The sequence below is a fragment of the Halorubrum sp. AJ67 genome (assembly GCF_000513435.1).
Genome location: NZ_CBVY010000004.1, coordinates 7,014 through 21,304 on the forward strand (window position 1 = coordinate 7,014; position 14,291 = coordinate 21,304).

General features: G+C 59.9%; 11 protein-coding genes and 1 pseudogene. 5 read left to right on the top strand and 7 right to left on the bottom strand.

Translation table 11 applies throughout. From position 1 onward, the window contains the following. The 3 genes and pseudogenes from BN903_RS05530 to BN903_RS05540 all read left to right on the top strand — a co-directional run. Positions 1–664, top strand: a pseudogene (locus tag BN903_RS05530) (MmgE/PrpD family protein); the annotation flags it as partial. Positions 665–735: 71 nt separating this feature from the next. Further along, on the top strand, positions 736–1,512 hold the full coding sequence (locus tag BN903_RS05535) for an IclR family transcriptional regulator (RefSeq protein ID WP_048076794.1): 777 nt from the start codon (positions 736–738) through the stop codon (positions 1,510–1,512). A gap of 770 nt (positions 1,513–2,282) precedes the next feature. Further along, complete coding sequence (locus BN903_RS05540) at positions 2,283–2,963, top strand: IS6 family transposase (RefSeq protein WP_048076931.1); 681 nt, start codon at positions 2,283–2,285, stop codon at positions 2,961–2,963. Positions 2,964–3,085: 122 nt separating this feature from the next. On the opposite strand, the gene BN903_RS05545 is transcribed toward BN903_RS05540, so the two are convergent. The 4 genes from BN903_RS05545 to BN903_RS05560 are packed head-to-tail and all read right to left on the bottom strand — an operon-like array spanning position 3,086 to position 7,706. Beyond that, entirely contained in the window at positions 3,086–4,261 is a 1,176-nt protein-coding gene (locus tag BN903_RS05545; RefSeq protein ID WP_048076795.1) for an ABC transporter ATP-binding protein, read from the bottom strand. Between the two features lie 32 nt (positions 4,262–4,293). Further along, positions 4,294–5,229, bottom strand: coding sequence for a carbohydrate ABC transporter permease (locus tag BN903_RS05550; protein ID WP_052334918.1), 936 nt, complete (start codon positions 5,227–5,229; stop codon positions 4,294–4,296). A 1-nt stretch (position 5,230) separates the two neighbouring features. Beyond that, positions 5,231–6,226 (bottom strand): carbohydrate ABC transporter permease, encoded by a 996-nt coding sequence (locus BN903_RS05555; RefSeq protein ID WP_079890586.1) that lies wholly within the window; start codon positions 6,224–6,226, stop codon positions 5,231–5,233. Beyond that, positions 6,219–7,706, bottom strand: coding sequence for a substrate-binding domain-containing protein (locus BN903_RS05560; RefSeq protein ID WP_048076796.1), 1,488 nt, complete (start codon positions 7,704–7,706; stop codon positions 6,219–6,221). Before BN903_RS05560 ends, BN903_RS05555 begins: the two co-directional genes overlap by 8 nt. 107 nt (positions 7,707–7,813) lie before the next feature. Between BN903_RS05560 and uxaC the strand changes: the two genes are divergently transcribed. Further along, on the top strand, positions 7,814–9,178 hold the full coding sequence (gene uxaC, locus BN903_RS05565) for a glucuronate isomerase (RefSeq protein ID WP_048076797.1): 1,365 nt from the start codon (positions 7,814–7,816) through the stop codon (positions 9,176–9,178). Positions 9,179–9,225: 47 nt separating this feature from the next. Here uxaC and BN903_RS05570 read toward each other — a convergent pair whose 3' ends face one another. The 3 genes from BN903_RS05570 to BN903_RS05580 form a co-directional block, all read right to left on the bottom strand. After that, positions 9,226–10,050: an SDR family oxidoreductase gene (locus BN903_RS05570; protein WP_048076798.1), complete on the bottom strand. Its 825-nt coding sequence runs from the start codon at positions 10,048–10,050 to the stop codon at positions 9,226–9,228. Between the two features lie 117 nt (positions 10,051–10,167). Further along, positions 10,168–11,118 (bottom strand): mannonate dehydratase, encoded by a 951-nt coding sequence (locus BN903_RS05575; protein WP_048076934.1) that lies wholly within the window; start codon positions 11,116–11,118, stop codon positions 10,168–10,170. 383 nt (positions 11,119–11,501) lie between these two features. Next, complete coding sequence (locus BN903_RS05580; protein ID WP_048076935.1) at positions 11,502–12,281, bottom strand: IclR family transcriptional regulator; 780 nt, start codon at positions 12,279–12,281, stop codon at positions 11,502–11,504. Positions 12,282–12,485: 204 nt separating this feature from the next. On the opposite strand from BN903_RS05580, the gene BN903_RS05585 reads away from it, so the two are divergent. Continuing rightward, positions 12,486–14,243, top strand: coding sequence for a glycoside hydrolase family 2 protein (locus tag BN903_RS05585; RefSeq protein ID WP_048076799.1), 1,758 nt, complete (start codon positions 12,486–12,488; stop codon positions 14,241–14,243). Positions 14,244–14,291: the final 48 nt, after the last annotated feature.

A 14,291-nucleotide genomic window follows, 5' to 3' on the forward strand; every position in this document is an offset into this window, starting at 1 on the left:
CGAGGAGCTGCTGCCGGACGGGTTCGCCAGTCAGTTCGAGACTCTTGGCACGGAGTGGGCGATCGCGGAACACTACGTCAAGCCGTACCCTACGTGTCGATACACCCATCCGCCGCTCGACGCGCTCCGCGAGGCGATCGATGGCCGGACAGCGGAGGGGAAGGCGATCGACCCGAACGCAGTCGAGGCGATCACCGTCCAGACGTTCGGCAACGCGACCGACATGAATCACGCCAAACCTGAGACGATGACAGCCGGGAAGTTCTCCGCGCCGTACGTGCTAGCGACGTACCTCTGCCACGGGAGCGTCGGTCTCGGTGACTTTACGGCTGAGGCGCTGGCCGACGAGACGGTCCGGGCCGTGGCGGCGCGGGTCAACCTCTGTGAGAACGACGCGTACGAGGCGGCGTTCCCAGAGTCGTGGGGCGCGAGCGTCGTCGTCGAACTGGACGACGGGACGACTCTGACCGGTGCGCGCGACTACCCCCGTGGGGACTACCGCGATCCCATGCCCGCCGAGGAGTACCGTGCGCGGAACCGCGCGCTATTGGCGCACGGGATCGACATCAACCCTGACGACGCCCGCGTCGACGAAGCGCTCGACGCCCTCGACGCAGTTAGCGAGCGATCGGTGCGGTCGACGGTCGCCGCGCTCCGACCGTAATACTGAACAGACGTTTTGTTGGACCGAACACACACGACAGATACATTATTGACCCCCGCGTTTTGCCGGGTATGACACGCGACGGCACACCAAACGCGGCGGCGGTCGGAGCAACAAAACAATCGTTCGCTATTCTCGAACAACTCGGTGAGCAGGAAGGGTGCGGCGTCTCGGAGCTGGCGGAGTCGCTGTCGGTGTCAAAGAGCACGGTGTACAACCACCTCCAGACGCTCCGAAGTCTGGGATACGTCGTACAGGACGGCGACGAGTACCGGCTCGGGCTACAGTTCCTAGGGCTTGGCGACCGCGCGCGACAGCACCACGACTTGTACCACGTCGCTAAGCCCGAGACGGACAGCTTGGTTGAGGCGGTCGGCGAACGCGCACAGGTGATGGTCGAGGAGGACGGCACCGGCATCTACGTCTACCAGTCGCTGGCGGACCAAGCCGTGCGGACGGACTCACACATCGGGACCGTCGTCGACCTCCACGCGACCTCGGTCGGGAAGGCGTACCTCGCGCACCTTTCCGACGACCGGCTCGACGCAGTGCTCGACCGGATAACGTTCCACGGGCAGACGCCGGACACGCTCACGGACCCCGAGGCGCTTCGGACCGAACTCGACGAGGTGGCCGAGCGCGGCTACGCGTTCAACGACGAGGAGCGGACAGTCGGCATGCGGGCGGTCGGCGCGCCGATCCTGTCGGCCGATGACGGTCGCGTGCTCGGCGCGATCAGTGTCTCGGGGCCGACCACCAGGATGAACGGGACGTGGTACCACGAGGAGGTCCCAGAGATGGTCAGACAGTCGGCCCAAATCATCGGTATCCGCGCGACGTATTCGTAGCAGTCCTCCCGAACAGTCGTTCGGTTACATTCTAATCGAGCCTCGATCGGGCGTCGATCAGCCCTCGATCGCCCGTGTCATCGAGCGCGGTCCGCCCCGACGACACGACGGTGGCCGACCTCCAAGCCCATTACATACCTACACTTGTAATATTATCCATAGACGGATCGGCGATCGGCATCTCGAAGCGGGCTCGGTGGCCGGCGATGATTGAGTAGCCTGTAGCTCCGACATACTATCAAATATAACTATATGATTTAATTCATATATGAGTTTGTATCAGACTCGAACAAATGTAAGCGAATGGGTTTGACAGGCCTGCCATCGGACCACTACCGGACAGTTTCGTCGCATCGTGTTCGGCGAGCGGTGGGTTGTCCAATAGATTTAGAATGTCGTTTTAATGTGTCCTCCTGCCGAGAGCGAGCGATTCTGACGATTGATTCGTTCAGTATCCTGACGCCACTCGCGTGAGGGCAGACTCGTCCGACCGATCGAACACCCTACAGTCTAAAGATATTATTAATTATACTTTGTCTTTTACTCATTATTTACAAATACAAAACAATTATAAACGATTATATTCGTAGAATAGTCGATTATACTTGGAATCTCGTGAGAGACCTGTAAAATATGTTAGCGTCTCTTCTAGAAAATAGTATAGAATTTGCTACTTTATTGGATATATAAATATTAATATGTATTTGAATAGGTGGCACTGTCAAGTTAAGCCAGTTTGAGAAGTGAGCAGTTCGTTGGTTTTGGTGTTCATTCTCAACCAAGAACTGCTCACTGAGACGCTTGAGACGGCGAATCTCGAATGTTGGGAGCGTGAGCGGACGGCGACGCCCGTCAGGGCGTTCGCCGTCCGGCTCCACGCGACCGGTTGTTCTCTCAGAGAAACACAAGAGATCCTTCGTCTCTTCGGCGTTGAACGCTCTCATCAGGCGATCTTTCAGTGGGTACATCGAGTTGCTGATAGCAGTGGCGACCCGCCGACGGCGAAGCCGTCAAGGGTCGCTGTTGACGAAACTGCTATCAAAATCAACGGAGAGCTGTCTTGGCTCTATGGCGCAATAGACATCGAGACAAAGCTGATTCTCGATGTCCAATTGTTTGGACGACATGGCACTGATCCGGCGGCTGCGTTCCTCGCTGGTCTCCGTGAGAAACACGATCTCTCCGACGCCACATTTCTTGTTGATCAGTTCGGCTATCGGACTGCCCTCTCACGATTAGACTTGAACGGTCAGGTTGACTACACTGACCGAAACCTGATCGAAAAGTGGTTTCATACGCTTAAGATGCGAATTGACCGTTTCCATCACTCGTGGGTGGGCAGTCGGGCAAGCGTCCGCGAATGGCTTGAACAGTTCGTACACTATTATAACCATCAACGACCGCATCAATCACTCAACGATCGAACGCCAGCTGAAGAGGTGCTAAACTAGACAGTGCCCTCTCACCCTATACATATAATAGTTGGTAATTATTTAATACTTATTAGTATATAGATATTTGTAGAGAGTAATATTTGAAAATAGCAATTGCGATCAGAGACCGATTCGATTCGCTAGCTCGGGACGGATTCGGCCTTCTGTTCAAGACTGTGAACGAGCGCATCTCCGCTTGCCGAATCGAAGAGGTGGATCTGCGAACGATCGAGCACGATATCGATCTGCTGACCGGCTTCGATATCCGCACTGGGATCGACCGCCATCAGCAGCTGATCCGTCTTCGAAGTCGTCTGGTCCGTTTCGTCGAGGTCGGATTCGAATGTGAGATCCGAATCCGGCGCACGAAGATAGACCATCAGTTTGTCACCCAACGGCTGGACCACATCAACCTCGAGTGCGATCGGTTCAGTAGCGTTCCCAACAGTCTCGTTGTTTGCGAGGTACACGTCTTCGGGACGGATTCCAAGCGAAATCTGGCGATTATCCTCGATCTTGACCGACGACGAAGTATCCAGGGTAATACCGAATTTGGAATCAGTGAGGATTCCGTCGTTGACCTCCCCCTGAACGAAGCGCATGCTCGGTGAGCCGACGAAGCCAGCAACGAACAGATTGGCGGGCTCGTTGTAACACTCCAGCGGCGGCGCAAACTGCTGAAGCTCGCCATGATTGATGATCGCGATGCGATCAGACATCGTCATCGCCTCGGCTTGGTCGTGAGTAACGTACACAGTCGTCACGTCTAATTCCTGCTGGAGGCGCTGAAGCTCCGTTCGCATGTGGACGCGAAGCTTCGCGTCGAGGTTTGCCAGCGGCTCGTCCATCAGGAAGACTTCCGGATCCATCACGATTGCGCGTCCGATCGCGACTCGCTGACGCTGACCGCCCGAGAGCTCGTCGGGCATGCGATCGAGCATTCCCTCGATCTGGAGAATATCTGCCGCCTGCGAGACGCGATCGTCGATCGCCTCCTGCTCGTAGTTCTTCAGTCGCAGTCCGAACGTGAGGTTTTCCTCGACGGTCATGTGCGGGAACAGCGCGATGTTCTGGAACACCATCGCGATGTCCCGGTCTTTCGGCGCCGCGTCGGTGACATCGTTGCCGGCTATTTCGATGTGACCGCCCGTGGGCTTCGTTAACCCGGAAATCGTTTCCAGTGTCGTCGATTTCCCACAGCCTGAGGGGCCGATGAGCGAGATGAACTCACCGTCTTCGATGTCGAGATTCATGCCGTCGACCGCGACGACGTCGCTGTACTCCTTCGTTACGTTGTCGAGTTTGAGGTGTGTCATTTTCGTGTTGTAGGGTAGTAGTCTGGTAGGTGCTATCCTTTCAGCGACCCTGACGAGAGGCCGCTGACGATCTTGCGTTGGGCGAGCAGGACGAGGACGGCGACCGGAAGGACCCCGACGATGCTCGCGGCGGCCATCAGGTCGTATCGGATCGAGAACTCGGCTTGATAGTTCGTCAGCCCCCAGACGATGGGCGACCAGTCCTGTGCGGCTCCGGTTGTCATCAGCTGGGAGAAGAAGAACTCGTTGTACGCCGTGATGAACGTGAGGATGCCGGCGGTGACGAGTCCCGGTGCCGACAGCGGCATGATAACGTGATAGAGCGCGCCGATCCTAGTAGATCCCGTCACGCGTGCCGCGTCCTCGAGCCCGTCCGGGATCTGTCCAAAGAACGTAGTGAGGATGAGGATCGCGAACGGGAGTGCGAGCGCAGTCAACGGCAGTCCGACCGCGGCCGGCGTGTTGAAAAGGTTCGGGCTGGTGACGCCGAGGACGGTGACGTTTCCGGTGAGCAGCTTGAACAGCCCGACAAGGAACGTCGCGCCCGGGAAATACGAGACCGCGATGAGCAGCAGGAACAGGGGTCGTTTCCCTTTAAATTCCATCCGACCGAACACATACCCTGCGAGGCTCGCGAACACCAGCACGAATGCTGTCACGCCGATCGCGATGACGAGACTGTTAAGCACAAACCGGTGAAACGGTAGCACCTGGAACATCTCGACGAACGAAGAGGCGTCGAACCCCGCCGGCAGTAGACCTGCCTCCGTAGTGCTCCCCGCAGGCGTGAACGCGATGATGAAGAGGTAGTAGAACGGAAACAGCGCGATTAGCAGTACCGCCACCGTCGAGAGGTAAAACGTCGTCCGGTGTAGCTTGTCCGAACCCGCCAGCGATGAGAAGAACCCGTCCGATCCGGTTTCGGCGTCGTCAGCGGCCATGGCTCCCGTCGGGTTGTCAGTCGCCATCTCAGATCCCCCCCGCGGTGGAGTCGTTGTACTTGATCAGGTACACCATCGACACCAGTCCGATCAGGAGCGCGGTGATGATCGCGAGCGCTGAGGCGGTTCCGTAGAGACTCCCGTTGAACGTCCCGACCACGGCACAGGTGATCGAGGGCATCGTGCTACAGTTCGAGATCGCGTCGATCTGGCCGTACACGCGCATCGAGCCGATCGACGTCAGCAGCATCGCAATGAGCAGAACGGGCATCACCTGCGGGAGCGTGATGAGCCGGAAACGCTCCCATCGGGAGGCACCGGCCACCTTCGCGACGTCGTAGAGCCGCTCGTCGATGCTCTGGAGCCCCGCAAGTACGATCAGCGCGACGAACGCCGAGCGCTTCCAGACAGCCGCCAGTGTGACGATCCCGAGCGTCGCTCCGCTGTCGTTGAGCGGGCGCGTTCCGATGAGCCCGAGCCCGTTGAACGCCTGCGTCCCGAGACCAGACTCGGGGATGAAAAGCAGGTAGAAGATCATCCCCTGAATGACGACCGGGACGGCCCACGGGAGTAACACCGCGGTCCGGACGACAGAGCGTCCCCGAAACGTCTTATCCAGAATCAGCGCCTGTACGAAGCCGAGTGCCGTGACCAGCACGACGCTGACGGCCGTATAGATGAGCGTCGTGGGGATGATGCTCTGGAACGGGTTGCTCAAGTCGAAAAACGGTCTCAACAGCAGCGCGTCCCGCTGGCCGGTGACCAGCTCGACGTAGTTGGTCAGACCGACGAACTCGCCACGGAACTGGCTGAAGCTGTCCGCGAAGAACGACGTCTGGATCGAGTACAGCACCGGCCACAGCGCGACGAGAGCGAACACCACGAGCACCGGAGCCAACACGAGGTACGCGAACTGGGTCTCCGAGAGGTCCTCGACCCAGTCGGTGACGCGAGCGGCGGCGGCGGCGATCGGGTCCGGAACAACAGTAGCGCGTGTGGAGACGTTCGCACCCCTGTCAGGCATTGTTCTCCTCGATCTGCTCCAACTGCTCCTTGAGGTCGACCATTCCCTCCTCCGGTGGCTTCCCCTGCGAGACGACGTTGTGTACCTCCTGAGCGATGATGTCGGCCTGCTGGAAGTAGATCGGTGTCACGGGGCGCGGGACCGGGTTCTCCGCGGCGATCCGGAACGTGTCGAGGTACTGGCCGAACATTTCGTGTTCCGTGAGCGCCTCGGACTCGAAGACGGACGGCTTCGGCGGGAGGCTCCCGGACACTTCGAAGTAGCTCCGATGGAACTCGTCCGTGAGGACGACCCGGAGTACGTCGAGGGCGGCGTCGATCTTGTCGGAGTTCGGGTTGACCGAGAGGTTGTACCCCGCGAGCGGCGAGACGCTACCGCCCAGCCCCGCGTACTCGGACTCCGAGGGCTCGATCCCGTACGGGTACGGAATCATCCCGATGACGTCGTTCACGTCTCCGTCGACTGAGCCGGCGATCTGCTGGAGCAGCCCGAGCTGTCCGACGGTGTACGCGAAAGCGTCTCCGGCGATGAACGACTCCATGTCGGTGGTGTACCGCCACCCGAGTGCTTCGCTGGGCACAATATCACCCGCGAACTCCGATTCGTCGAGGGAGTGTTCGTCGTCGTGGCCGTGCATGAACGTCCGCAGCATTCGGAGCGCGTTCAACACTGGCTCTTCATCCACCGTGACCGGCCGATCACCAATGGGGCCGAACAGGTTGTCACGGCCGCCGAAGTATGTACCGCCCCACTGAGACATCATCCCGTTGAACGCACAGCAGGTGATCGTCTGCGAGAGCTCGAACGGCATCGTCATCCCGTACTCGAGGTCTTGCTGTTGTTTGACATCAGAGACAATCTGCGAGAACTCTCCCCACGACATCGGTTCGCTTCCCCAGCTCTCGGCCTCGGGATCGTACCCTGCAGCCTCCGCGTGGTCCTTCCGGTACATCACGCCGCGGACGTCCATGATGAACGGGACGCCGAACAGGTCACCGTCCCGTCCGCGGCTGGAGTCCACACTCGGCCCCTTGAACTCGGACTCGAGCGTGTCAATCTCGTCGCCGGAGAAATGATCGTTGAGGTTGAGCAGCTGTCCGCGGCGGATGAAGGGGATCGACCATCCCACGTCCATGAGGAGAATGTCGGGATCGCCGCGCCCGGCGTTGAGCCACTGCCGGTACTGCTGTTCCAGCTGTCCCGGCGTCGCGGTGTTGATCTCGAACGTGATGTCCTCGGAGAGCCCCGCCTCCTTGAGTGCGGGCTCAAACCCGTTTATCGCCTGCTCGGTCATCTGACTGAGCAGCGTGATCTGGAGCGTCGTCTCGCCATCCGATCCATCTGAGCCGTCCGACCCGTCCGAGCCGTTTTCTCCGCCGAGACACCCGGCGATCGACGCACCAACACCGGTGGCTCCGGCCGTTCTGATAAACCGTCGTCTATTGACTCCGATTAGCTCTTGCATGCTACAGTAACTCATTCACAGTTTATGTTATTTATAATTTTTGTATATTGGGTTCTTTCTCCCTGCTGTGCCGATGCCGCCGACCACAACGGTTTATTAGCCTCACAGACGGATCACCGTGTATGGGGTTCCTCGACGCAAATTATCTGCTCGAATCGCCGTCCGCCCGTCAGCTGTACGACGAGATCAGCGATCTGCCCGTCCTCGATCCGCACAGCCACGTCGACGTGGCAGCGCTGGCGCGGAACGAGGGCTGGAACGACATCTGGGAGGTCGAGGGGGAGACCGATCACTACGTCTGGGAACTGATGCGGAAACGGGGCGTGTCGGAACGGAAGGTCACGGGCGACGCGACGAACCGTGAGAAGTGGGACGCGCTCGCCTCAGTATTCCCGGAGTTCGCCGGCAACCCCACCTACGAGTGGGTCCACCTCGATCTGAAGCGTCGCTTCGGGATCGAGAAGCCGATCTCGGCGGACACCGCCGACGAGATCTGGGCGGAGACGAAGACGGCGCTCGACGACCCGGCGATGCGCCAGCGACGCCTCCTCCGAGAGATGAACGTCGAGGTCGTCTCCAGTACGGACGATCCGACCTCCGACCTGAAGCACCACCGGACACTCGCCGAGGAGCTCGACGAGGTCACCGTGCGTCCGACGTGGCGGCCGGACGCCGCGCTTGGGATCGACGCTGCGGGCTGGCACGAATACGTCGCGGAGCTCGGCGACGCCACCGATACGGACGTGTCCGACCTCGATGGATTCCTCGCCGCGCTCCGGACGAGCCACGAGTACTTCGAGGCCAACGGCTGCGGCGCGAGCGACCACGGACTGAGCGAGATACGGTCGAAGCCGGTCGACAGGCACCGTGCCGCCGACGTGTACGAGCGTGCGTACGCCGGCGAGGCGGTGACTGACGACGATGTCGCCGACTTCGAGGCGTTCGTCCTCGAACGGATCGGCGAGATGAACCGTGAGACCGACTGGGTGACGCAGCTACACATCGGGCCGGTCCGCGACTATCGCGACTCACTGTACGACCACCTCGGGGCCGACGCGGGCGGCGACGTCTCCACAGGAGACCTCGCACTCGCCGACGGCCTCCGGTACTTCCTCAACCGGTTCGACGAGGACCTGGAAGTCGTTCTCTACGTCGTCGATCCGACTCACTATCCCACCGTCGCAACCATCGCCCGAGCGTTCCCCAATGTTAGCGTCGGCGCAGCATGGTGGTTCAACGACAGTCCGCACGGGATGCGGTCACAGCTGGAGTACGTCGGGACCGTCGACCTGCTCGCGAACTACGGCGGTATGGTGAGCGATTCGCGGAAGCTCATGTCGTTCGGGTCCCGCTTCGAAATGTTCCGCCGATCGCTGGCAAACACAATAGGCGAGATGGTCGAACGCGGACAGATGCCGATGGAGGTTGCCGAGGACCGCGTTCGGCAGGTGGCGTACGAGCGGCCGGCAGCACTCTGGGACTTTTGAGCCACTGACTGTCAGTTTCAACTACGATCGAGATGTAGAAATATCTGCTATACGCCGCTGAACGCGGAGAATCCGCCATCAATGGGGATCGACGCGCCGTGAACGAACTCCGCGCCCGGCGAGACAAGCCATAGGACGGTCGTCGAAAGATCCTCCGGACGCCCGAACCGGTCCTGGGGCGTATGATCGATGATCGTCTGTCCACGGTCCGTGTACTCTCCCGTCTCCTCGTCGATGAGCAGGTAGCGGTTCTGCTCGGTGAGAAAGAACCCGGGCGCGATGGCGTTCACGCGGATGTCCGTCGAGTAGTTGTGCGCCATGTGGACCGCGAGCCACTCGGTGAAGTTCGACACCGCGGCTTTCGCGCCGGAGTAGGCGGGAATCTTCGTCAGCGGCGTGTAGGCGTTCATCGAGGAGACGTTCAGGATACAGCCCGTCCCCTCCTCGACCATGTACTCGCCGAAGACTTGCGAGGCGAGCACGGTACCGGTAAAGTTGACGTTCAGCACCTGCTGGAAGCCCTCCACCGGGAGATCGAAGAACGAGGTATCGGGTCCGGTGGTTGCCTCGGCGCTGTTACCCCCGGCAGCGTTGATCAGCACGTCGATCCGGCCGTACTCGGCGATCACGGTCTCGGCGGCCGCCTCGAGCTCTGTACGGTCGAGGACCGACGCCGACACCGTGTGGTGTTCGATCCCCGCCGCCGCGAGCTCCTCGCCGGTCTCGCGCAGCTTCTCCTCGCCTCGTGCGAGGATCACGATAGTCGCACCGTTCTCGCCGAGCGCACGCGCCATCTCTGAGCCGAGCACACCGGAACCGCCGGTGATAACGCACACCTTGTCGTCGACGTCGAAGTCGTTGGGAACGTTCATTGACTAACTCGTCTTACCCTTTGGAGCACGTTGCTATGTATCTTTTCGTCCTTCTCGACCATTTCGAGCGGTTCGAAGACCGGGGTAAAGCTGAGAACAGTCTAGCGACGCTCGCGATCAATCGGCTACGGTCTCGGGGTTGAATGCTGCTTCGTGATCGGCGTCACCCTGGCGGTTCGCGGTCGTCTGCTCCAAGAGGCCGCGCATATAGCCGATGGCGAAGAGCCGACCCTTTGTGTGGTAGCCAGGGTTAGAGTTGTCCTCGCCCACCATCGTCGGGACGTGATCCGGACGCATCGGTCCATCGAACCCCACGTCCTCGAACGCCTGCATCGCCGCGAGCATGTCGGTCGGGCCGTCGTCGTGCCACGTCTCGACGAAGTCGTCGGCTTCACCCTCCACATCGCGGAAGTGCGCGAAGTTGATCCGGTCGCCGAAGTGTCGGATCGTCTCGGGAACGTCTACCCCCATGGCGGCGAAATTCCCCTGACAGAACGTCACGCCGTTGTGCTCGCTGTCGACGATGTCGAGGATCCGATCGTAGGACTCAACGCTATTTGCGAGCCGAGGGATCCCGCGGACCGAGTCGATCGGTGGATCCGCCGGGTGAAGACCGAGTTTCACACCGGCCTCCTCGGCGACAGGGATGACTTCAGTCAGGAAGTATTCGAGCGCCTCCCAGAGCTGGTCGCGGTTCACGTCTTCGTCGATCGGTGGTCCCCCGGACATCCGTTCGTCCGTGTATCCGGTCGTGTACGCCCCACCCCGTGTCTCGACGTGGGCCTCCGTCCGGGCCCATCTGACGCCGGCCATCCAGTCATAACACACGACAGGGATCCCGACCGCGCCGCAGTCGCGGAGGAACTGCTTGAACTCCGCGATGTCCTCGTCGCGACCGTCCAGACCCAAGCGGATGCGGTCCGTGAGCGGGACAGACCCCTCAATGACCGAGAGGTCGAGACCGACTTCCTCGAACCAGTTGGTCATTCCCTTGAGTTCGTCGTACGTCCAGTTCGTCTTGTTGTCGCCAATTTCGAGCGGATGGACGACTGCGCTGGTGACACCCATCTGCCGAGCGAGATGCCACCGGTCGTCCGGCTCCGGCGGTAGGATCAGCGATAATTGTACCATGTGTCAGCAATACATTGGCTCTAATAGATAAAATTTGCTCTACAAGGGATTTCGGCCTGAACACGTCGATCGGTAACTGGATCGGGTCGTCGAGGCGTCTCCATTTCTATTCAATAGAATTGAACGATTGAAGAGCGTAATACTACCGGCAAACTCCGATACAACACTGTACGTCAGCCCTTACCCCCTAAGATCGGTTTTTGTACCGATTGAACACAATCGATTTAGAATAATTATTGAGATTACATCCCTACACCTGTAATGTTCAATCGGGACGGCAACCGTTTTGATACCCAGAACTTCTCAACAAGCGGTGTTGATTAGTAGTGTTTGTACTGGAGCTCGATAACATTCGCTGCGTTTCGGAGGGCCGAGAGAAGTTCTGACTCGATCCGTTCGTCATCGAATCGGTGTTTCGGACCGGAGATGGAGATAGCAGAGTTTCCGGCCTGATTCGCATCATCACGGATCGGAATCGCGATCGACTTGACTCCTTGGACCCGCTCTTCGTTCTCGATGGAGTATCCCTGCGTGCGGATCTCATCGATTTCATTGAGGAGTTCATCAAGCTCTGTGATCGTGTTCTCCGTCGCACGAGGGAGTCCGAAGCGGTCGACGATATCCCGAATTTCGTCGTCGGTCCGCTGCGAGAGGAGCGCTTTGCCGACAGCGGTCCAATGCATTCTGGTGAACTCCCCGGTAGGGGCGTTGTCCGAAACGCCCTCGAAGGGCTCGGTTCGGTACACCAACACTCGCTGCCCGTTTTCCTCGTAGCCGATCGTTCCAACCTCGCCGGTAGAACGTGCTAACTCATCGACCTCCGACCGCGCGGCTTGGAAGATGCTACGGTTGTGTCGGACCCGCCCGCCGAGCTCGAGGAATCGAAGCCCGAGCTGGTACTTCCCGTCCTCTTTGACGACGTATCCGAGGTTCCGAAGGGTCTGGAGGTGGATGTGCGCCGTGCTCTTCGGGATATCTAATTGGTCCGCGAGTTCGGTGACGCCACATTGTTCGAGCTCCTGGATTGATTCAATGATGTTGAACGCATTCTCGACAGCGTCTATCTGGCGCCCCGACGAGTCCGTGTCATTGTCGGTCATACCCATTTGTTTGGTCGGCAGGCCCTTAGCGTTGTTTCATTTTTACGAGGTCGATTTGTTCAATACTATTGAACCAGTCCGAAGCGGTCGGAGCGCCCCGATTCTCTCCATCTGTCTGCGGTGAGAACGCTAAGGTGGTCCAGCGGGTGTGCGAGAGCTATCGTTCCAGTATTTTTAATACACTCGTTGTCCCAGTTAGTGGTGATGTACCTGTTAGCACACCCCCGAGAGACTCGATCGCTTGACGGGACGTGGCAGGCGATCCCAGACCAGTACGAGAATTTCGAAGGGTACTTCGAGGACTTCTTCGACGACGAGGATGACAATCCCGCCGGATTTGAGGTGAAGTCCATTTACGAGCCCGGCGCGTCGGAGGAGAACGACCCGTGTGACTTCAACATCCACAACGGTCGCTCTGTCACGATTCCCTCCAGCTGGGGCGAAGAGATCCCGGAGTTTCGGCACTACGAGGGATGGGTCTGGTACGCCCGCACATTTGACTGGGACGCCGACGCCGGTGATGACCGGACGTACCTCCGGTTCGGCGCAGTCAACTACAAGACGAAAGTCTGGCTGAACGGTGAGTTGCTGGGATCCCACGAGGGCGGGTACACGCCCTTCAGCTTTGAGGCGACCGACGCGCTGGAGGACGGCGAGAACGTGCTGGTCGTCCAAGTCGACAACCAGCGGTACGAGGACGGCATCCCCAACGAGGCGACCGACTGGTTCAACTTCGGCGGGATCAACCGTTCCGTCGATCTGGTCGAGGTCCCGGACGCGTACGTACGCAACTTCAAGGTCGAGACCGAGATCGATGACGGGATCGTGGACGTGAGCGTCTCGGCGTGGATCGAGGGCGCCGACGGTACCGATCCGTCCGTCTCGGTCGCCTTCCCCGATCTGGATCGGGAGACGACGCTCGAACCGACCGGTGACGGCGAGTTCACCGGGTCACTCCAGTTTCCGAGAGATGAGGTGTCGCTGTGGAGCACCGAGGACCCTCACCTCTACACAGTCCGCGTCGAGACCGGGGAGGACGCAGTCGAGGACAGCGTCGGACTCCGCGACCTGCGCGTCCGCGACGGCGACGTACTGCTCAACGGCGAGCCGCTCTGGCTGCGCGGCATCGCGCTACACGAGGAGTCTGCGGGGAAGGGGCGCGCGCTCGATGCGGAGGACATCGAGGAGCGGTTCCAGTGGATCAACGAGCTCGGCTGTAACTACGCCCGGCTGGCCCACTACCCGCACACCGAAGAGATGGCCCGGCGGGCCGACAAGGAGGGGATCCTCTTGTGGGAAGAGGTTCCCGCCTACTGGGACATCAACTTCGGCGACGAGGAGATCCAAGAGCTGTACCGACAACAGCTCCGCGAGCTCGTGCAGCGCGATTGGAATCGCCCCTCCGTCGCTATGTGGTCCATCGCGAACGAGACGGACCACACCGACGACACCAGAAACGAGGTCCTCCCGGAGATGGCGGACTACGTCCGGAGCCTCGACGACACCCGGCTCGTGACTGCCGCCTGCTTCGTCGACGAGACCGACGACGGCCTCGAGATCCGTGACCCGCTGGAGGAGCACTTGGACGTCATCGGCATCAACGAGTACCACGGCTGGTACTACGGGGATGCCGACAACATGCAGGCGTTCCAGGAGGATCCGGAGGGCACGCCGGTCGTCATTTCGGAGACGGGTGGCGGCGCCAAGTGGGGTCACCACGGCGATGTGGACGAACGATGGACGGAGGAGTTCCAGGCAGATATCTACCGCGGACAGACGGAGGCGGCCGCGGAGAACGACCAGATCGTCGGATTCTCGCCATGGATCCTCTTCGACTTCCGCGCGCCAATGCGACAAAACGAGTTCCAGCGCGGCTACAACCGGAAGGGCGTCGTCGACCAGCACGGCCGGAAGAAGCAGGCGTTCCACGTGCTACGGGAGTTCTACCAAGCCGACCGCTGACGCGAAAGATCGGCGTCGACGACACGTATCGAACACAAGGAATACCGC

Coding starts and splice junctions, on each gene's coding strand:
- BN903_RS05535 (WP_048076794.1), top strand. CDS start 736: ATGACACGCGACGGCACACCAAACGCGGCGGCGGTCGGAGCAACAAAA.
- BN903_RS05545 (WP_048076795.1), bottom strand. CDS start 4,261: ATGACACACCTCAAACTCGACAACGTAACGAAGGAGTACAGCGACGTC.
- BN903_RS05550 (WP_052334918.1), bottom strand. CDS start 5,229: ATGGCGACTGACAACCCGACGGGAGCCATGGCCGCTGACGACGCCGAA.
- BN903_RS05555 (WP_079890586.1), bottom strand. CDS start 6,226: ATGCCTGACAGGGGTGCGAACGTCTCCACACGCGCTACTGTTGTTCCG.
- BN903_RS05560 (WP_048076796.1), bottom strand. CDS start 7,706: ATGAGTTACTGTAGCATGCAAGAGCTAATCGGAGTCAATAGACGACGG.
- uxaC (WP_048076797.1), top strand. CDS start 7,814: ATGGGGTTCCTCGACGCAAATTATCTGCTCGAATCGCCGTCCGCCCGT.
- BN903_RS05570 (WP_048076798.1), bottom strand. CDS start 10,050: ATGAACGTTCCCAACGACTTCGACGTCGACGACAAGGTGTGCGTTATC.
- BN903_RS05575 (WP_048076934.1), bottom strand. CDS start 11,118: ATGGGTGTCACCAGCGCAGTCGTCCATCCGCTCGAAATTGGCGACAAC.
- BN903_RS05580 (WP_048076935.1), bottom strand. CDS start 12,281: ATGACCGACAATGACACGGACTCGTCGGGGCGCCAGATAGACGCTGTC.
- BN903_RS05585 (WP_048076799.1), top strand. CDS start 12,486: ATGTACCTGTTAGCACACCCCCGAGAGACTCGATCGCTTGACGGGACG.